We start from the raw sequence: 20,493 nt of genomic DNA, 5'->3' as shown, positions 1-20,493 counted from the left end.
TCACCTTATAAGGTGACATTAGGCTATTTACAAAGTGACTATTGTCCCGTTACAATCGGACAACTATCCGAGTGCATAAACAATGATAAATCTCTGCACTGAAAATCTTTATTCTCTGCACTGAAAAATCTTAAATATAACAATAAGATTATGGCCTTTTACAATTTAAAGAAGAAGCCTGCCTTGACTACTAAGGAAGGAGAAACGGAAACAATGTATGCCGACATTGTCTACAGTGGAACGATTCCGGCAGAACGATTGATCCGTGGTGTTGCTAAGAGAACCGGATTTAAGGAAGGAGTGATAGAAGGTATCCTGATGGAACTGAAAGACGATGTATTGCAATATCTAGGTGAAGGATACCGCGTCGAATTGGGAGAGTTCGGCTTCTTTTCAGCCAAAGTGAAAGCTTCCCGATTGGTAGCAAATAAGAATGATATTCGTTCTGAATCCGTAGTTTTCAACGGGGTGAATTTCCGTGCTTCCAAGAGTATGCGTGTGGGTATTCGCGGAGATTTGGAGCGTAGAAAGTGTGTCGATTTCAACACTTCGCGTAAGTGGGACAGAAACAATCTGGAGAAACTCGTCCTGCAATATATCGGAGAGCATGGCTTCATCACAAGAGCCACTTATACGCAACTTACAGGACGCCTGAAGAATACTGCATTGGACGATCTTAAATCTTTTGCAGCCGAAGGCATTATCAAGCGAGAGGGACGGGGTAATCAGATGCATTTCATTGCACCGCCACGAAAGGAACCGGATGGCGAGTAGTGAAATCTAACGGAATATCGATGGAAACCTTGTCGTACAAGATTGGAGATTGGGAACAGAACAGAGAAATGAAGAGGTAGTATCTACCCGAATGGATTGAATCAGTGCAAAATGTGGTATAAGTATGATGTATGGCTAAAAAAATACAGTACCTTTGGCTGTGAATACAGGTAAAACGGTGATGAGGTGTCTATGAAACAGCCTTACAGTGGATTTCTCGTCCGAATGTTGTTTGACCGATAACACAGACTATAATATGTTGGATATCATATACTACTTCAATATCTTCGGTTGTCTGACGATGGGGATGGCTCTGCTGTTGATTCAAACAGCCCCACAGCTGATAAACCCGCACTACCGCAATGCCAAACGATTCTTGGGTATTGCATCGATTATCGTGGCTCTGTGCAATGCGCTTATCTTTTACAACAGGGTACAGGAGAGCGTTGCCGAAATATTTGCAATGCCTGTGCTCGTTGCGGCACAGTTGCAGGCGGCGCTTTTTACTTTTATCGTACTGATACTTTTTCATTCACCATACGTTTGCCGGCGAAATATTTTGCGACACCTCTGCCCGACATTGTTTTTTGTGGGACTCTATCTATTAACGATACTTCTATTTCCTGATGTGAGGATCTATTCGGTGGATGAGTATATAGCGAATATCACGAATCCGGTTCTTTTGTTAAGAACTGTATTTGCGGCTACTTATCTGACGCAGATCGTGATTTACGTCCGTTTATTCCGGCGTGAGCAACGGAATTATATGGCCAAGATTGAGAACTATTTCTCCGACACCGACAAATATGAATTCCGGTGGGCTTCGAGACTGTTCTACGAGGCTGCCTGTATCGGCATTGCCGTTCTGGTGTTCAGTATATTCCCTGCCCCGTTATTCGACGGAATAATTACGGTGGTGGTTACAGTGTACTACTTTAACTTTGGAGTGAGGTATATCAACTACCAATACAAACTTTACTATGAGGCTTTGCCCGCGATAGAGGAGAAGGAAGAATCGCAGCCGACAAAGGAGAGTGAAGGAGACAGGGAACTGGAAGATGAAATGGCAAAACTATTATTGTATCTCCAGCAGGGTGTTGTGCTGGGCGACTATGCCGAGGCTCTGCATATCCCGGAACGGAAACTATCTGTATTCATCAATTCGACTTACGGGGTGAGTTTCAAACGTTGGGTGAACAATAAACGGGTAGAATACGCCACAGAGCAAATGGCGAAACATCCGGATTATACAATGGAGAGAATTGCCGAGCTTTCGGGTTTTGCCCACAAAAGCCATTTCTGTAAAATCTTCCGGGAGATAACAGGGGGATCTTTTACCGAGTACAAAAATAGATAACACCTCCAAGCTGTTGTATATTGGGTGATACAGCTTGTTTAAACATACAATAAACCCACAAAAAAACACTTGTGTTGCACGTTTCGACGTCAGATATGCGTAAACGTGCACCAATCATCCAAAATTTTCATTATATTTTTGCTGCGTAGGGCATAAACCGCTCTGCGCTTTTTTGTTTTCCCATGAATATTAATCAAATATAAAACAACATGAAAAAGATTTGTTCTTTGTTAGTGCTATGTGCAACAGTAGTCTTTGCTTCGTGCAGCAAGGACGATCCGGTAACGGAGCCCGTGCCGGAAGGTATCACCGTCACCACCTACGACGCCCTGCTCGACGCCCTGCAGACGGGCGGCACCTCGGCCGACGCTCCGACACTCGTCACGCTGGGCGGCAACATCACGATACCCGCGGGAGGTGACTATACCACCCCTCCCATGAACGGCAGCGGCCACTTCAAGATAGACGGCGGCGGCCACACCATGACTTGGGAAGACGGCAACAACTACCACTTCCTCGGCAATTTCAGCCCCGATGCCGATGCCGTTTATATCGAACTCACCAATATCAATCTGGTCCAGCAAGATATAAAATCTGCGGTATGTGTTATCAACGGCAGGATTACGCTGGGTAAAGACGTGGCATTGACAATGAATGGGCAATATGGAGACATGATTGTGGCTGTCGGCGAGAAAGCGGTATTGGAACTGGGTGAGGGCTTCGAATTGTCTTGCACGGCAGTCAGCAGTTCGTGCTGTGTAATCGTCCAGGAGGGCGCCACCCTCGTGCTGAACGGGGGAAAGACCGCTGCCGGGGCTTACATAGACCTAAACTGCGATTTTTACTCGGCCGCCTCCCATCCCCTTATCTCCGTTCCGAAAGCCCTCACGGGTGATGTGCATCTCCTTTTCACCATGACCGGTGTAACCTCCATCGCCCAAGGTGCCGGCGGTTACCAACTGACGCAGGCGGACTGCGACCGTCTGAAAGTGAATCCGGAGTCAATGGTCAGCCTCTATGGAGAGCCGTTTCAGAAGTACGCCGACAACTTCGAGCTTTACCTCGACCCGGCGGCGGAACATCAAATCAAGCTGCGCCGGAAGAATTTCACACCCCCCACTTCCGGCAACATCGACATGACCTCCATGACTGCCGACGAAGCGCAGCTAACCATCCGTGCCGCCGTCGCCGCAGGCTTCACCGACCTCAAGCTGACGGGCGAACTTTCCAAAACAGGAATTGGCGGTAACTGGGGTACATTTATCAATAATAAAAAAATTACGAAATGCGACCTCACCGGAGTGACGGACTGGGGTACAACGCCAACTCTGCCCGAACTCGCCTTTGCGAATTGCACCGCCTTGCAGGAGGTGACGCTGCCCGATGATATGAAGGTAATCGGAACTGGTGCTTTTTCAGGTTGCGCTGCGCTGACTACGGTGAATCTTTCGCAGGTTACCTGGATTAATCTAAACGCATTCTGGGGATGCACTTCATTGGAGACGCTCGCTTTGGATAATGTGACTGCGATAGGCCAGGAGGCTTTCTACGGATGCACGGGCCTCGAAACGCTCAAAATACCGAAGTGTACCCAGTTCGGCAATTATATCGTAACGGGCTGCAAAGCTCTCACCCGGATAGAAGCCACCGCAGCCGGAGATTTCGTTAGCATAAGTGATGGTACCACCAGTATAGAGCACACCGCCGTTTTTCACAACAGAGACGGTCATACCGGAGATAACGCATTCGATCCCGCCAAGTGCGACCTCGTGCTGAACGCCGACAAGCAGTATGGTGGCACTGCCGTCCCCACAGCCACAGCCTACAACGAATGGACTGTGGGGGGAAAACGGTTCCCCCATGAAATGGAAGAGCGTCAGCATCACGCCACCGTAATCCGCGCCTTTCCCGAAGTTGAACTTCGAGGCGGTCTGATTTATTTTGGGAAATCCAATTTTATGCCTGATGCGGTAGACGACATATGTTGTCGTAAAAAGATTATATCTTAATTAGTAGTCGATTAAAAACGCTCTGCCATTGGCAGATTACAAAATATATCTCCGCCCAACTTGCAAAAAGGGTCCCTACTGTCAAATTGCAGGGATCCTTTTGCTTTATACAATTTACTCCGCATGACTTAGGAAAGCTGTCCTCTGTCAAAAGGAAGATTATCGAATAACGGAGTTTTTTTTACTGTCGAATTGTATAAAAACCGGTCGTGAGTTTGTTTCCTGAGAGAATTTTGTTACTTTTGTATTCGAAAGAGTTACTTGAAGATACAACTCTGCAAATCGCTAAAATGCGCACAGTTACCAAATTGTTATCTCTCAATTCCCCAAATTATGCAAAGTGTTTATTCTTCAATTGGTTATCTTAACCGCGAATAATCTAAAATAAAAAAACGATGTTTCAGAAACTTGTAGCTATAGAGCCGGTCAGTCTGGTTCCGTCGGCCGAAAAAGCGTTGTATTCATTTGCCGGTCAGGTGGTGATGTATCCTGACATACCCGCGAATGATGATGAAATCATTGCCCGTATCGGAGATGCTGATGCGGTGCTTTTGAGTTATACCTCCCGTATCAACCGGTATGTACTCGAGTGTTGTCCGAATGTGAAATACATTGGAATGTGTTGTTCACTCTATTCTCCCGAAAGTGCCAATGTCGATATTCGCTATGCTAATGAACGGGGTATCACGGTGACAGGTATTCGGGATTATGGTGACGAGGGAGTAGTGGAATATGTAGTCAGTGAGTTGGTGCGCTGTTTGCACGGCTTTGGGCAGGAATCGTGGGAGGAGTTGCCTCGTGAGATCACCGGATTGAAAGTCGGAATAGTCGGACTGGGTAAGTCGGGCGGCATGATAGCGGACGCTTTGAAGTTCTTTGGTGCTGATATTTCATATTATGCCCGCAGTGAGAAAGAAGCGGCTACTGCCAAAGGATATCGCTTTTTGTCATTGGGGAAACTCCTTGCAGAGAGTGAAGTCATTTGTTGTTGCCTTAATAAAAATACGATTCTGTTGCACGAAGAGGAATTTAAGCAGATGGGTAACCGGAAGATCTTATTCAATACCGGTTTGTCACCAGCATGGGATGAGGCTGCTTTTACTGAATGGCTGGAAGGTGATAACCTTTGTTTTTGTGACACGATAGGCGCATTGGGGGGTGAGCAACTGCTCAATCATCCGCATGTACGTTGTATGCAGGTGTCTACTGGCCGCACGCGTCAGGCGTTTGACCGCTTGAGCGCAAAAGTGTTGGCCAATTTGTCAGAATACAATGGGTGATGCGATATTAATCAGGGTGCTCACTACTGACCACCCTGCAATATCCGATGTAGCACTATAAATGTCTACTACGGCATGCACCTGGTCATTTTTGATTTCTACTCTTTGCGTATCTCCCACAAATCCGGGAGTAGACTGTATGGATACCTGCATGTTCTCCGGACCGACAGAAGCCCGTGAAGCGGCAACTGTAACATTCACTTTGGTTGGAAAGAGGCGAATAGCTTCCGCAGCACTACCGGAGAAAACAGTACGTTGCTCCGTTTGCAAGGAATCATCATAAACGGGAGTTCCTTTGAGTCCATTAGGACCTTTTTCATTGAAGAAGCGGGCCGTCGTATTTCCCATCAGAGAGGCAGTTCTTAAAACATCGAATCCACCGGTAGCTCCGGATGCAATATAGACCCGTGTACCATTTGCTCTGGCGGTTTCTGTCACTTCCTGATAGAATGTCTCGTCTGCCAAAGCACCGATAGACAAGGTAATGACAGAGGTTCCGTTTCTCAATGCCGGCAAAGCCAATTCCCGCATAGCGGCAGGAGAGGCCGATTCTACCAGATAATCTGGTTTTAATGCCAATAACTCTTCCAATTTGGCACAAGCAATGCAAGGCTTGCCATGTTGCTGCATTTTATTTACGATGTGCGCTGCTTTTGACGCCGTACGCGAATAGACACCTACCAGATTATAATCTGGTAATAAGCCTTTGACAACTGCATCCGCAACGATTTCTGCAAGTCGTCCACATCCTACAATGACTAATTTTTTCATGCAACAAAGATAATACTTTTATTGGTAAGAGCTTCGGTTGGTAATATGGTATTTATTTTCATCAGGTATGTATCCGGGGGTTGTTCCTTTAATTTATGAACTATTTGTAATAAGATTACGAAGATTTTCTCTACATTTGTCTTTATTAATCTTGTAATCTTCTATTAAAGTTTAATACTCCGATAGAAAAAAAAGTAACCTGATATTTCTTTTACTTCTCTCTTTTCCATTATATACCTGGGCCGATAAGACCTTGGACTCACTGTTGAATGTGCTTGATTTGACGATTCAAGAACATGAGACTTATGTCGCTCAACGTGAATCACGTATCAAGCACCTTAAAGAACTGACGCACGGAATAGAACCTAATTCCGCGGAACAGTACAATCTGAACAGTCAGATATACAAAGAATATAAAGCCTTTATCTGCGACTCTGCAATCCACTATTTGAATGAAAATATCCGGATTGCAGAGCGCTTGCGTGATACGGACCGGAAGATAGAAAGTCAGTTGCAGCTTTCGCTATTATTATCATCAACTGGAATGTATAAAGAGTCTCTTGATGTGCTGGAATCGGTAGATCGTCGGAAAATCATTCCTCGTTTAATAGCCGATTATTACACCTGCTTTGACCATGTGTATGGCGAGTTGGGCGTTTATACACAGGATAAAACCTTTTCGGGACGTTATTGGAGTATTTCACAGGCATATAGAGATTCATTATATGCTATATTGCCTCCGGAATCGGAAGAATACCTGCTGATGCGTGAAGCATCATTTCGCGATCAACGCCAGTATGAGGATGCCCTGAAAGTGAATGATCTCCGGTTGACGAAAATAGAACCATATACTCCCCAATATGCGATGGCTACTTATCATCGTTCTTTGATTTACAAGTACAGTAATGATAGTCTGGGAGAGAAACGGAATCTTTGTCTTTCTGCTATATCGGATATTCGTTCTGCCATTAAGGACCATGCTTCGTTGTGGATGCTTGCCCAGCTACTTTACGAAGATGGTGATATGGAACGTGCGTACCAGTATATGCGCTTTTCGTGGAATGCGACCAAGTTCTACAATGCCCGTCTGCGTAGTTGGCAGAGTGCTGACGTGCTTTCATTGATTGATAAAACCTATCAGGCAATGATTGAAAAGCAGAACGACCGTCTTCAACAGAACCTGCTGCTTATCACTGCACTATTGGTGTTGTTGATTGTAGCTTTGGGATATATCTACCGTCAGATGAAAAAGCTGGCAGATGCAAGAAATCATCTTCAGGTAGCTAATAAGCAGTTAAACGGATTGAATGAGGAGTTGAGGCAAATGAATAGTTGCTTGTCTTCTACCAATATCGAACTCTCGGAGTCCAATCAGATCAAGGAAGAGTATATTGCCCGTTTCATCAAGTTGTGTTCTACTTATATCAACCGTTTAGACGCTTACCGGCGGATGGTGAATAAGAAAGTGTCTGCCGGACAAATTGCGGAGTTATTAAAGATAACGCGTTCCCAAGATGCTCTTGACGAAGAACTGGAAGAATTGTATGCTAACTTTGATACAGCCTTTTTGCATCTCTTCCCTAACTTTGTGGGAAAATTCAATGACTTATTACAGGAAAATGAACAGATTTTACCGAAGAAAGGCGAGTTATTGAATACTGAACTGCGCATCTTTGCTTTGATACGTCTGGGTATTGAAGATAGTTCACAAATTGCGGAGTTTCTTCGTTATTCAGTGAATACAATTTATAATTATCGGGCGAAAGTAAGGAATAAAGCCCGTGGATCGAGAGAGGATTTTGACGATTTAGTGCGAAAAATTCGCTAATTCGGACTGTAAATCAACCACTTTTTTAGGTATATGTTCTGAATGTAAATAGGTGAAAATGAGTGGATTGTCGTTTTGTGTGATCCACTTATTGCCCCCTCCTTGTTAGCTCACTTTAATTTCTTTATACTTTTGACCTGTGCTTCGAAAGTAATGAGAATAGCCCATTGCTGACGAGCGTCTTATTATTAACTTTAAAACTTAGTACGCATGAAAAAAAACAGGCGAAAAATCCTTTCGGGGAGTCGCAAGATTTTCTTTGCTATCTTGGCAATGTTTTTATCTTTGAGTGCATCCGCACAGCAAATTACTGCATCCGGTCAGGTCCTGGATGCTCAAAAAGAACCGCTAATCGGTGTTAGTGTACAAGAGAAAGGTACGTCTAACGGAGCAATTACCGATTTAGATGGCAACTTCACATTAAACGTTAAGCAAAACGCCATTTTGATATTCTCTTATGTGGGTTATAAGTCGCAGGAGGTAAAGGCAGCCCAACAGATGAAGATCACACTTCAGGAAGATAATGAAGTGCTTGATGAAGTGGTGGTCATCGGTTATGGTTCGGTGAAACGGAAAGATGTGACTACCGCTATCTCTTCCGTATCTACCAAGGATTTGGATATGCGGCCTATCGTTTCGGCAGGACAGGCCATTCAAGGTAAGGCAGCCGGTGTCTCGGTGATTCAGCCTAACGGTACGCCGGGCGGTGAAATGTCTATCCGTGTTCGTGGTACTACTTCAATGAATGGTAGTAATGATCCGCTGTATGTAGTAGATGGAGTGCCTGTAGACAATATCAAGTTCCTTTCTCCGAATGATATTGAGAGTATGCAGATATTGAAAGATGCTTCATCGGCATCTATCTACGGTTCGCGTGCTGCTAACGGAGTCATTCTAATTACTACGAAGGCCGGTGCATCCGGTAATGCCAAAGTTTCTTTGACAGCCCAGTTCGGTCTGAACAAAGTGGCCGATAAAGTAGAATCCCTGAATGCAGCACAATATAAAGAATTGCAGGATGAAATCGGACTAGTGTCTTTGCCGGACGGATTACCCGATCGCACCGACTGGTTTGATGAAACGTATACGACCGGAAAGACTCAAAATTATCAGGTAGCTGTATCCAATGGTAATGAGAAAATGAAATATTACCTTTCTGCGGGTTACCTCAAAGAACAGGGAGTGTTGGACATCTCTTATTACAAGCGTTACAATTTCCGGGTAAATCTGGAAAATCAGGTTCGTAAATGGCTGACAGTAAGTGCTAATATCTCTTATTCAGATTATACAAGCAATGGAGGCGGAGCAATGGGAACAGGCTCGAATCGGGGTGGTGTTATTCTGGCTGTTATCAATACACCGACTTATGCGCCGGTGTGGGACGCTTTGAACCCTAATCAGTATTACAATAACTTCTATGGAGTGGGTAATATCACCAATCCATTAGAAAATATGGCCCGTGCGAAAAATAACAAAGACAAAGAAAACCGCTTGTTGGCATCGGGTAATATATTGCTGACTCCATTTCCGGAACTGAAGTTTAAGTCTACTCTTACTCTTGACCGTCGCAACGCCGTTAATACCACTTTTCTTGATCCGGTTTCTACTGCTTGGGGCCGCAATCAGTACGGTGAGGCTTCGGACAATCGGAATATGAACACAGTGCTGACATTTGATAATGTATTGACTTATAATAAAAACTTCAAGAAACATGGCTTGGAAGTAATGGCCGGTTCGTCATGGACGGATTCAGACTATTCAAATAGCTGGATCAATGGATCCCACTATCGTAGCGATCAGATTCAAACGCTGAATGCTGCCAATAAAATATCTTGGGATAATACAGGTACGGGTGCGTCCCAATGGGGAATTATGTCATTCTTCGGACGTGTAGCTTATAACTTCGACAGTAAATACCTGGTAACAGCTAATCTTCGTGCCGATGGTTCTTCTAAATTGCATCCCGATCATCGTTGGGGCGTATTTCCTTCATTCTCTGCAGCCTGGCGTATTTCTTCGGAAAAGTTCATGGAGAACCTGACATGGATTGACGATTTAAAATTGCGCGGTGGCTGGGGACAAACCGGTAACCAGTCGGGTATTGGTGACTATGCATATTTGCAGCGTTACAATATCGGTCGTATCGAATGGTTTAAGAAAGGCGGCGAAGGTGATTCTACTGATTATGCAAATGCTGTTCCTACCATTAGCCAGGCCAACTTGCGTACATCTGATTTAACATGGGAAACCACGACACAGACCAATATAGGTCTGGATCTGACCATATTGAATGGACGGTTGACGTTTAATGCCGACTATTATTATAAGAAGACCAAAAACATGTTGATGAATGTATCATTACCTGCCGGTGCCGCAGCCGCTACGTCTATTGCCCGTAACGAGGGTGAAATGGTAAATAAGGGTTTTGAGCTTTCTATTAGTTCGAAAAATCTTCGTGGAGGAGCATTTACATGGGATACAGACTTCAATATCTCTTTTAACCGGAATAAATTGACAAAACTGGAATTACAGAAAGTTTATTACGATGCTAAAACTGCGGATGTGGTGAATGACTATGTGGTACGTAATGAGCCGGGCCGTGCTTTGGGAGGTTTCTACGGTTATATAAGTGATGGGGTAGATCCTGAAACCGGTGAATTGATGTATCGTGATTTGAACAATGACGGTAAAATATCATCTTCCGACCGTACCTATATCGGTGATCCGAATCCGGATTTCACCTATGGTATGACTAATACCTTTTCATGGAAAGGCTTTAATTTGAGTATCTTTATCCAAGGTTCTTATGGAAACGATATTTATAATGCTTCACGTATTGAAACGGAAGGTATGTATGATGGTAAGAATCAGTCGACCCGTGTACTGAATCGTTGGAAAATACCCGGACAGATAACAGACGTGCCTAAGGCTAATTTCAAATTGCTCAATTCTACCTATTTTGTAGAAGATGGCAGTTATTTAAGATTGAAGGATGTTTCCTTGTCCTATAACGTTAAAGGTAAACTGTTGAAGAAATGGGGAATTACCCGTTTGCAACCTTACTTCACGGCTACTAACCTGCTGACATGGACCAGCTATTCGGGAATGGACCCGGAAGTAAACCAATGGGGTAACAGCGGTACGGTACAAGGTATCGATTGGGGTACTTACCCTCATTGCAGATCATACGTGTTTGGTATTAATGTTGAATTCTAATGAAAGGAAAGATTATGAAACTAAGAACTATATTTTACGGATTAACCTCCGGCTTGCTATTGGGACTTTCTTCCTGCTCGCTGAATTATGAGCCATTAGACACCTATTCGGATGTGACGGAAGGAGTGACAAGTGATGGTACAAAAATCGTATTCAAGGATAAAGCTGCAGTTGAAAGTCATCTGACAACGCTTTATAATCAAATGCGTGACCGTCAGGAACATTGGTATGTGGATTTACTTTTGATTGCAGACTCCCATTCGGATAATGCTTATGCCGGTACTACCGGAGCGGAAGTTGTTCCGTTTGAGAATAACTCGATTGAAGGTTCCAATTCTGTATTGGAACGTGACTGGAACCGTTATTTGGAGGATGTGGCCCGTGCCAATAAACTCATTTGTAACATTGACCTGGTGACAGATAATTCGTTGACTACTGCCGAACGGGCGCAATACAAAGCAGAAGCGAAGATATTCCGTGCCATGGTAATGTTTGACATGGTGCGTCTGTGGGGTGATTTCCCTGTGATTACAACGGTGGCTGATGATATTACTTCTGAAAACATTGATGAGGTATATCCACAATATTTCCCCAAACAAAATACGGAACTTGAAGCTTATCAGCAGATTGAAAAGGATTTGTTGGATGCAGTATTGTATGCTCCAGACAATACGCCGGGGAATAAGACGTTGTTTACTAAATCTGTAGCTCGTACCTTATTGGCTAAAATATATGCCGAGAAACCTTTGCGTGATTATACGAAAGTTATCCAATATTGTGATGAGGTGAAAGAGGACGGTTTTGATCTGGTAGATGATTTCAGTGATTTGTTTGGAATGAATGCTGCGGGAACAGATGCAAAGATGCGTAATACAAAAGAATCGATTCTTGAAGCACAATTTACATCCGGAGCAGGTAACTGGTGTACATGGATGTTCGGGCGTGATCTCGTGAACTGGAATAACAATTTCACGTGGGCGAAATGGGTGACTCCGTCCCGTGACCTGATTAGTGCTTTCAAACAGGAAGGGGATGAAGTCCGTTTCAAAGAATCAATAGTCTATTACGATTGTAATTGGAGCAACTATTATCCGTCTGATAATTATCCGTTCATGTATAAATGCCGCTCTGCCAACAGCAGTATCATCAAGTATCGTTATGCCGATGTCCTGTTGCTGAAAGCAGAAGCACTGATTATGCAGGATACGCCGGATTTGGAAGGAGCCGCCGATATAATAGATAAAGTTCGCGACCGTGCCAAATTGGGAGCACTTCCCACCTCTGTCCGTTCAAACAAAAACGTCCTGCTGAATGCCTTACTTAAAGAACGTCGGTTAGAACTGGCTTTTGAGGGACAACGATGGTTTGATCTGGTCCGTCTGGACAAGGTAGAAGAGGTGATGAATGCAGTGTATTCCAAGGATTCAGGTCGCAAAGCGCAGATTTACACTTTTGATAAGAACTCTTATCGTTTGCCAATTCCGCAGTCGGTAATCGACGCGAATGATAAGATTCACCAGAATCCGGGTTATTAATTCAACTAAAAACATAGAAAACTTAAGATTATGATAGACATGAGAAATATAGCATTGACCTTTTTAGGATGCTTCACCATATTAGCTGCATGCAGCAACAGTGACGATGCGGAGAAACCGGTTACACCTGTTCCGACCGGAGATGTAACTATTTATGCAACCACTAGCAGCCTGACTCGCGATTTGACCCGTGATGCCGTTAATTTCAGCTCGAAAGATAATTTGGCACCTACTTCAATCACATTGAATCCGACTGAACAATATCAGACAATGGACGGCTTCGGAGCTGCTATCACAGGCGCCACTTGTTTTAATCTTCTGCAAATGAAACCGGAAGATCGTCACGCCTTCCTTACGGAAACATTCTCTGACGACAAAGGCTTCGGATTTAGCTATATCCGTATCTCTATCGGCTGTTCCGACTTTTCATTGAGCGAATATACCTGCTGTGATACGAAAGGTATTGAGCATTTTGCTTTGCAAAGTGAAGAGAAAGACTATATCCTTCCGATTCTGAAAGAGATTTTGAGCATCAATCCTTCTATTAAAGTCATTGCCGCCCCTTGGACTTGTCCAAAATGGATGAAAGTAAAGAGTCTCACAGATCTTACTCCGCTGGATTCATGGACAAACGGTCAACTGAATCCAGCCTATTATCAGGACTATGCCACTTATTTTGTGAAATGGGTACAAGCATTCAACGCCGAAGGCATTGATATTTATGCTGTAACTCCCCAGAACGAACCGTTGAACCGTGGTAATTCCGCTTCGCTTTATATGAGTTGGGAAGAACAGAGGGACTTTGTGAAAACAGCGCTCGGACCTAAATTCAAAACAGCCGGACTGGCTACGAAAATTTATGCATACGATCATAACTATGATTATAGTGATATTGAAACGGAAAAGAACTACCCTGGTAAGATGTATGAGGACGCAGCTGCTTCCCAATACCTGGCCGGAGCTGCTTATCACAACTATGGCGGGAATCGCGAAGAGCTTTTAAATATACATAAAGCCTATCCTGAAAAGGAACTTCTTTTCACGGAGACTTCTATCGGAACATGGAATAGCGGACGTGATTTGTCGAAACGATTGCTGGAAGATATGAAAGAAGTAGCATTGGGGACGATCAACAACTGGTGTCGGGGAGTTATAGTGTGGAACCTGATGCTTGATAATGACCGTGCTCCTAACCGTGAAGGCGGTTGCCAGACTTGCTACGGAGCGGTGGATATCAGTAATAGCGACTATAAGACAATTATCCGCAACTCACATTATTATATCATCGCCCATCTCTCAAGTGTGGTGAAACCGGGAGCGGTACGTATCGGTGCATCCGGCTATGCTGATAGCAATATCATGTATTCTGCTTTCGAGAATCCGGATGGAACATACGCTTTTGTACTGATGAATAATAATGAAAAGACTAAAAAGATAACCTTAAGTGATGGTAAGCGTCATTTTGCTTATGATGTTCCGGGCAAATCTGTGACTTCCTATCGTTGGGCAAAGTCGGAATAAGAACTTTAAAACGATCAAGACAATGAAAAAAAACAGTTATATTATAGTGGCTTTGGCAGGAATGTTATCCATGAACTCCTGTAATGATGACGAATTCTTGCCCGGTAATCCGAGTATGGAAATCAAAGCAGAGAATGCAGATGCTCTTTTTGGTGACAGTCTTCCGTTTACGATTAAAGCCTCGGATGTGGATGTGCCTCTTTCTACGTTGAAAGCACAGCTTTTTTATGGAGAAGAACAAGTGTCTGAAACGGTCATCCGTACAAAGACAAGCGGAAATGACTATACTGGTAAAATCTTTGTTCCTTATTATGCTAATATTCCTAATGGAAAGGCAACTTTGAAATATATTCTTCAGAACATTCATTTTACTACCACAGAAATGACGAAAGAACTCGCTCTGGCACGACCGGACTTCCCCTATCTGACATTAGTGGATGAGGAAGGAAAAGAGTACCGGATGGAACGGCAAGCCATGTACAAGTATAGTGTGACAGGAGACTTCTCGCAAAAGATGAAAGCGTATATCAAGACTCCGAAAGTGGGAGAGAATGGGAACGAATTGACCTTCGGCTGGGAGAATGGAACGATTGAAGCCGGTTCTACTAATGCTATCTCATTTTCTAATACGGAACCGGGAAATTATGCTATCAAGTTTAATACGTTGACTTACGAGGCAGAACCATTTGCCAAGTTAAAGGTGAACGGTGAAGATATGGAATTGGTAGAGAATGATATCTATGCAATCAAGTTGACTTTGAAGAAGAATGACATTCTAGCGTTTGAAGGGGTGCCTGATTATGATAATTGGTGGATAGACCAGGATTATTTTGAAAAGCAGGAAGATGGAACATTGAAATTCCTGCCGATTGACGGAAGTTACCAAATAACAGCCAATGGTAAAATGAAGTATTTCTCTGTCATTGCTTTGAAGAATGGTGAGGCTGCCAAGTTGCAGGATGATGGAACAGGTGCTATCTGGGCTATTGGAACAGGAATCGGTAAACCGTCGGTGGCACTTTCTGAAGTAGGGTGGACTCCGGAAAACGGTCTGTGTATGCCACAGCTTACTGCGAAGAAGTATCAGCTGACATTTATAGCTGGCGTTACCATGAAAGTGGATGATATTAACTTTAAGTTCTTCCATATCAATAAATGGGACAACGGCGAGTTTAAGGGTGATGCTATTTCTACAACGAGTGAATTGGTTAAAATCTCATCGGACGGAAACTTGGGACTGGAAGAAGGTCAAAAGTTCGAAAGAGGAGGTATTTACAGGTTTACAGTTGATGTGACGAAAGGCAATACCAAGGCTGTGTTGACAGTGGAGAAAGTAGGGAAGGTAGATTTACCTGCACCGGATATTTTCTTTGGTAATGATAAGATGGAGGTGACAGATACTGATATATATAAGTCGGATCAGGCGTTTACACAAGGACAAATGATAACTGTTACAGGCATTGATAATTTGAATGAATGGTGGATCGATCCTGACTTCTTTGAGAAACAAAGTGATGGTGCATTGAAGTTCCTGCCGATTAACGGAGATTATCGGGTGACAGCTAATGCTGTTTTGAAGTATTTTTCTGTAATGGCTTTGAAAGATGGTAAACCGGCCAAATTGCAAGATGACGGAACGGGTGCAATCTGGGCTATCGGAAAAGGAATCGGTAAGCCTTCTGTTACGTCTTCCGAAGTAGGTTGGGAGCCAAGTAAAGCGCTCTGTCTGGCGCAAGTTGCTTCTAAAAAGTATCAGCTAACCTTGAAAGCCGGGGAAACGTTGAAGACTAGTGGTGACCCGGAAGTGATTAGTTTTAAGTTCTTCCATCAAAATGATTGGGGAGGAGAATTCGGCAATTATGCAAGCTCTATTTTAGTGGAACAGCTTAAACTTGCAGATTCCGGAAATTTGGAAATGCAGGATAATAAAGCATTTGAAGAAGGAGCTGTCTATCGATTTACCATTGATGTAACGAATGGCAATGCAAATGCTGATCTGAAGGTTGAGAAAATAAATTGATCTGAAGATTAATGCCGGATTTTTATTGAAACTATCCTGAAAGGGTATGATGAATTGTACCCTTTCAGGATTCATCTTTGGTCGGAATAATGTAAAAAACATTAATAAACTCGTCCGCAACTAGGAAATATCCCCTGTTTGGGAGTCTATATAAATAAAGTATGAACTTATTTCTTATATCATAAATGAACATGAAATTCAAAGCAATGTTACTTGGCTTGTCTGTGATAACTGCGTTGCCTGCCTTTGCGCAGAAGCCCGTGTATCTGGACACTGGTAAGCCTATCGAAGAGAGAGTGAAAGATGCATTGAACCGGATGACCCTTGAAGAAAAGGTGAAGATGATTCATGCACAGTCTAAATTTAGTTCGGCAGGCGTTCCCCGCCTCGGAATTCCCGAAGTATGGGCTACCGACGGTCCTCATGGTATCCGTCCGGAAGTGTTGTGGGATGAATGGGATCAGGCTGGATGGACAAACGATTCCTGTATTGCCTATCCGGCATTGACGTGTCTTTCTGCTACATGGAATCCCGAAATGTCGCATCTTTATGGGAAAAGTATCGGTGAAGAGGCGCGTTACCGCAAGAAAGACATCTTGTTGGGGCCCGGTGTGAATATCTACCGTACTCCCTTGAACGGACGTAACTTCGAGTATATGGGAGAAGACCCGTATCTGTCCGCCACTATGGTGGTTCCTTACATCAAAGGTGTACAAGAGAATGGGGTAGCTGCCTGTGTGAAGCATTATGCATTGAACAATCAGGAGTTCAACCGTCATACCACCAATGTGCAATTGAGTGATCGTGCTCTTTATGAAATATACCTGCCTGCTTTTAAAGCGGCTGTTCAGGAAGGTGGAACATGGTCGATTATGGGCTCTTATAATCTTTATCAGGGACAGCACGCTTGTCACAACAAACGTCTGCTTAAAGATATTCTTCGTGATGAATGGGGTTTTGATGGCGTTGTAGTGTCCGACTGGGGAGGTGTGCACAACACCGAACAGGCTATTCACAATGGCATGGACTTGGAGTTTGGTTCATGGACGAACGGACTGTCTGCCGGAACGAGAAATGCGTATGATAATTATTACCTTGCTTTCCCTTACCTGAAACTGATAAAAGAGGGTAAAGTAGGAACAAAGGAACTGGATGAAAAGGTTAGTAATGTCCTTCGTCTGATTTTCCGTACTTCAATGGACCCGCACAAACCATTTGGCTCTTTAGGTTCTCCCGAACACGGGCAAGCCGGACGTCAGATTGGAGAAGAAGGGATTGTACTGTTGCAGAACAACGGTAACTTATTGCCTATCGATTTGAATAAAGCTAAGAAAATAGCCGTTATCGGTGAAAATGCCATTAAGATGATGACTGTGGGCGGTGGTAGTTCTTCTTTGAAAGTGAAATATGAAATTTCTCCATTGGATGGACTGAAAAGTCGTGTGGGCTCAAAAGCAGAAGTAGTATATGCCCGTGGGTATGTAGGCGACCCGACAGGAGAGTATAACGGTGTGAAAACCGGTCAGGACTTGAAAGATAACCGTTCGGAAGATGAATTGCTTGCAGAAGCTTTGCAAGTGGCTAAAGATGCCGACTATGTAGTCTTCTTCGGTGGCTTGAACAAGAGCAATCATCAGGATTGTGAAGATTCGGACCGTGCTTCTTTAGGTTTACCATACGCACAGGATAGAGTGATTAGTGAACTCGCAAAGGTGAATAAAAACCTGATCGTGGTCAATATCTCCGGCAATGCTGTGGCTATGCCTTGGGTAAATGAAGTGCCGGCCATTGTACAAGGCTGGTTCCTGGGTTCGGAAGCCGGAACAGCTCTTGCTTCCGTATTGGTAGGAGACGCCAATCCTTCGGGAAAACTTCCTTTCACCTTCCCGGCAAAACTGGAAGATGTAGGGGCTCATAAATTGGGCGAATATCCGGGCAATAAGGAGGAACTGGCACAGTCTAAACATAGAGGAGATACGATTAATGAAATCTATCGGGAAGATATTTTTGTAGGTTACCGTTGGGCGGATAAAGAAAAAATCAAACCGCTGTTCCCGTTCGGACACGGATTGAGCTACACTACTTTCGCTTATGGAAAGCCTTCGGCTGACAAGAAAACAATGACAGTAGATGATACTATCTCTTTCACGGTCAATGTGAAGAATACAGGAACTCGTGAAGGTCAGGAAGTTGTTCAGCTTTATATCAGTGATAAGAAATCCTCTCTCCCTCGTCCGGTAAAAGAGTTGAAAGGTTTTCAGAAAGTGAAACTGGCTCCGGGAGAAGAGAAGGCGGTAACGCTGACGATTGATAAGAAAGCATTGAGCTTCTTCGATGATGCTAAACACGAATGGGTGGCCGAACCGGGTAAGTTTGAGGCAATCATCGGTAGTTCATCCAGAGATATTAAAGGTACTGTACCATTTGAGTTGAAATAGGTAGATGTTTGGTTAGAGATTTTTTTAAGGAGATGACAGAGAGTCTGGGTACTCGGAAAACGCTAAGTGATTGCAACAAATCGACTTAGCGTTTTTTTATTGCCTAATTTTCCCAGCGTTTGCAAAAAAATAGTAAGAAAGTAGTCGTTTCGCTTGGTAAAGTGTTGTATCAGAAGTAATTTTGGGAAAAATAACAATTAAGGTAACCTAATTATGGAAAAAGGTATTTGGCTGGAAATAGAGGAACTGTATAAGGAGTTTCAGCAACTCGGTATCAGTCAGTCGGTGGACTATGAGAAGTACTACCTCTATTCTCTTATTACCCATTCTACAGCCATTGAGGGTTCTACACTAACCGAAATGGATGCACAGCTTCTTTTCGATGAAGGTGTAACAGCTAAAGGAAAGCCGTTGGTATATCATCTGATGAATGAGGACTTGAAGAAAGCATACGAGCTTGCTAAAAAGGAAGCGCAACGCAATACTGTTATAACTCCTGCTTTTTTGCAGAAGTTAAACGCTACTTTGATGCGGACAACAGGGGGAAGGCATAATACAATAGGCGGCTCTTTCGATTCTTCCAGAGGTGAGTTCCGTTTGTGTGGCGTTACGGCTGGTGTAGGTGGGCGTTCTTATATGGGTTATCAAAAAGTACCTGTTAAAGTAGAAGAACTTTGTTTCTTGTTGCAGGAACGGCAAAAGAATGTGGAAACGTTCCGTGAACAATACGAATTAAGTTTTAATGCTCACCTCAATTTAGTGACTATTCATCCTTGGGTGGATGGCAACGGGAGAGCAGCTCGCTTACTGATGAACTATATTCAATTCTGCTATCATCTTTTCCCCGCTAAGATTTTTAAGGAGGATAGGGCAGATTATATCCTTTCTTTACAACAGGCGCAAGATGATGAAACCAACCAGCCTTTTTTGGATTTCATGGCGGTGCAATTGAAAAAATCACTGTCTTTGGAAATTCAAAAATATAAAGCTTCTCACGATAAAGGATTTAGTTTTATGTTTTAATCTTGTAGGGCTTCTTTTGATAAGACTTCCACCCATTGTATATTGTGTTGTTTTTCATTAACGAAATCACCATTACAGTAACGGCGGTTGCATTTATTAATATCGAACTTATGTAATTCTCTAATAGTTTTAAATAAAGGTTCATCAGTTTCACCGTTAGCTGAATAGTTATAGACCAGATATTTATGGTGGAAGAGGTACATAAAATAATAAAGAATCATCCTTCACACTCTTCACTGTTCTTTTTATATGCCATAAGCTAAAGTAAATATGCTATAAGCAAAAACGAATATGCTATCAGCTAAAATTAATAAGCTCATAGCAAACGCTCCATCAAGTATTAACATTTGAGCTATCGACTATTAATACTTTGTATTTAGGCTATTAATACTTGAGTTGTTGGCTATATATACCCAAGACGCACGATATATATATCCAACGTGTTAGATCTATATGACCAATACATTGGATCTATATGCCCAACAAATAGGGTGTATAGACCCTTAATCTATACGATATAAGCGTCTTTTAGTCTGGTTATTTGAAAGAAAGAGAAACAATCTTGTTAATATCTGCTAAGGAGCTATATCGATAAAAAGCTATCTAAACTTGGGGGCTTACTAGTTCTTCGTTAACAATCTTAAAGCTTATAAGAAGTCTCTCTTTCGAGTGCAAAACTAAAAGACGCTTACTTTTATTTTGTGAAGGAGGTGAAGGATGA

Annotated in this window: 11 protein-coding genes and 1 pseudogene; 11 read left to right on the top strand and 1 reads right to left on the bottom strand. The window is 43.2% G+C overall.

Annotated features, from left to right (window positions below; translation table 11 throughout):
* Window positions 1–150 precede the first annotated feature (150 nt).
* The 4 genes and pseudogenes from BSCG_RS13195 to BSCG_RS13210 all read left to right on the top strand — a co-directional run bounded on the left by BSCG_RS13195 (window position 151) and on the right by BSCG_RS13210 (window position 5,420).
* On the top strand, window positions 151–774 hold the full coding sequence (locus tag BSCG_RS13195; RefSeq protein WP_008776129.1) for an HU family DNA-binding protein: 624 nt from the start codon (window positions 151–153) through the stop codon (window positions 772–774).
* Between the two features lie 256 nt (window positions 775–1,030).
* Window positions 1,031–2,131 (top strand): AraC family transcriptional regulator, encoded by a 1,101-nt coding sequence (locus tag BSCG_RS13200; protein WP_004309880.1) that lies wholly within the window; start codon window positions 1,031–1,033, stop codon window positions 2,129–2,131.
* Window positions 2,132–2,340: 209 nt separating this feature from the next.
* Window positions 2,341–4,027, top strand: a pseudogene (locus BSCG_RS13205) (leucine-rich repeat protein).
* Between the two features lie 508 nt (window positions 4,028–4,535).
* Window positions 4,536–5,420: an NAD(P)-dependent oxidoreductase gene (locus tag BSCG_RS13210; protein ID WP_008776127.1), complete on the top strand. Its 885-nt coding sequence runs from the start codon at window positions 4,536–4,538 to the stop codon at window positions 5,418–5,420.
* On the opposite strand, the gene BSCG_RS13215 is transcribed toward BSCG_RS13210, so the two are convergent.
* Entirely contained in the window at window positions 5,403–6,191 is a 789-nt protein-coding gene (locus BSCG_RS13215; RefSeq protein WP_008776126.1) for an aspartate dehydrogenase domain-containing protein, read from the bottom strand. The genes BSCG_RS13210 and BSCG_RS13215 overlap by 18 nt on opposite strands.
* 199 nt (window positions 6,192–6,390) lie before the next feature.
* Here BSCG_RS13215 and BSCG_RS13220 point away from each other — a divergent pair, with 199 nt between their 5' ends.
* The 7 genes from BSCG_RS13220 to BSCG_RS13250 all read left to right on the top strand — a co-directional run bounded on the left by BSCG_RS13220 (window position 6,391) and on the right by BSCG_RS13250 (window position 19,772).
* Window positions 6,391–8,019 (top strand): DUF6377 domain-containing protein, encoded by a 1,629-nt coding sequence (locus BSCG_RS13220; RefSeq protein ID WP_008776125.1) that lies wholly within the window; start codon window positions 6,391–6,393, stop codon window positions 8,017–8,019.
* 210 nt (window positions 8,020–8,229) lie between these two features.
* Window positions 8,230–11,235, top strand: a complete 3,006-nt coding sequence (locus tag BSCG_RS13225; protein WP_008776124.1) for a SusC/RagA family TonB-linked outer membrane protein — start codon at window positions 8,230–8,232, stop codon at window positions 11,233–11,235.
* Window positions 11,235–12,770 carry a RagB/SusD family nutrient uptake outer membrane protein gene (locus BSCG_RS13230; protein WP_083793660.1) on the top strand — a complete coding sequence of 512 codons (1,536 nt, stop codon included), beginning with the start codon at window positions 11,235–11,237 and terminating at the stop codon, window positions 12,768–12,770. Before BSCG_RS13225 ends, BSCG_RS13230 begins: the two co-directional genes overlap by 1 nt.
* A 30-nt stretch (window positions 12,771–12,800) precedes the next feature.
* Window positions 12,801–14,291 (top strand): glycoside hydrolase family 30 protein, encoded by a 1,491-nt coding sequence (locus tag BSCG_RS13235; RefSeq protein WP_004313828.1) that lies wholly within the window; start codon window positions 12,801–12,803, stop codon window positions 14,289–14,291.
* Window positions 14,292–14,313: 22 nt separating this feature from the next.
* Window positions 14,314–16,311, top strand: a complete 1,998-nt coding sequence (locus BSCG_RS13240; RefSeq protein ID WP_004313829.1) for a DUF5125 domain-containing protein — start codon at window positions 14,314–14,316, stop codon at window positions 16,309–16,311.
* 185 nt (window positions 16,312–16,496) lie between these two features.
* On the top strand, window positions 16,497–18,749 hold the full coding sequence (locus BSCG_RS13245; protein WP_008770461.1) for a glycoside hydrolase family 3 C-terminal domain-containing protein: 2,253 nt from the start codon (window positions 16,497–16,499) through the stop codon (window positions 18,747–18,749).
* A gap of 213 nt (window positions 18,750–18,962) precedes the next feature.
* Complete coding sequence (locus BSCG_RS13250) at window positions 18,963–19,772, top strand: Fic family protein (RefSeq protein ID WP_004313831.1); 810 nt, start codon at window positions 18,963–18,965, stop codon at window positions 19,770–19,772.
* Window positions 19,773–20,493 lie beyond the last annotated feature (721 nt).

The sequence above is a fragment of the Bacteroides sp. 2_2_4 genome, from assembly GCF_000157055.1.
Classification (GTDB): domain Bacteria; phylum Bacteroidota; class Bacteroidia; order Bacteroidales; family Bacteroidaceae; genus Bacteroides; species Bacteroides ovatus.
This window is presented reverse-complemented; position numbering and strand designations above follow the sequence as displayed.

What these genes read in the sequence shown, in the direction of transcription:
- BSCG_RS13230 (WP_083793660.1), top strand. Translation starts at nt 11,235, where the DNA reads ATGAAAGGAAAGATTATGAAACTAAGAACTATATTTTACGGATTAACC.
- BSCG_RS13210 (WP_008776127.1), top strand. Translation starts at nt 4,536, where the DNA reads ATGTTTCAGAAACTTGTAGCTATAGAGCCGGTCAGTCTGGTTCCGTCG.
- BSCG_RS13215 (WP_008776126.1), bottom strand. Translation starts at nt 6,191, where the DNA reads ATGAAAAAATTAGTCATTGTAGGATGTGGACGACTTGCAGAAATCGTT.
- BSCG_RS13235 (WP_004313828.1), top strand. Translation starts at nt 12,801, where the DNA reads ATGATAGACATGAGAAATATAGCATTGACCTTTTTAGGATGCTTCACC.
- BSCG_RS13245 (WP_008770461.1), top strand. Translation starts at nt 16,497, where the DNA reads ATGAACATGAAATTCAAAGCAATGTTACTTGGCTTGTCTGTGATAACT.
- BSCG_RS13200 (WP_004309880.1), top strand. Translation starts at nt 1,031, where the DNA reads ATGTTGGATATCATATACTACTTCAATATCTTCGGTTGTCTGACGATG.
- BSCG_RS13225 (WP_008776124.1), top strand. Translation starts at nt 8,230, where the DNA reads ATGAAAAAAAACAGGCGAAAAATCCTTTCGGGGAGTCGCAAGATTTTC.
- BSCG_RS13240 (WP_004313829.1), top strand. Translation starts at nt 14,314, where the DNA reads ATGAAAAAAAACAGTTATATTATAGTGGCTTTGGCAGGAATGTTATCC.
- BSCG_RS13250 (WP_004313831.1), top strand. Translation starts at nt 18,963, where the DNA reads ATGGAAAAAGGTATTTGGCTGGAAATAGAGGAACTGTATAAGGAGTTT.
- BSCG_RS13195 (WP_008776129.1), top strand. Translation starts at nt 151, where the DNA reads ATGGCCTTTTACAATTTAAAGAAGAAGCCTGCCTTGACTACTAAGGAA.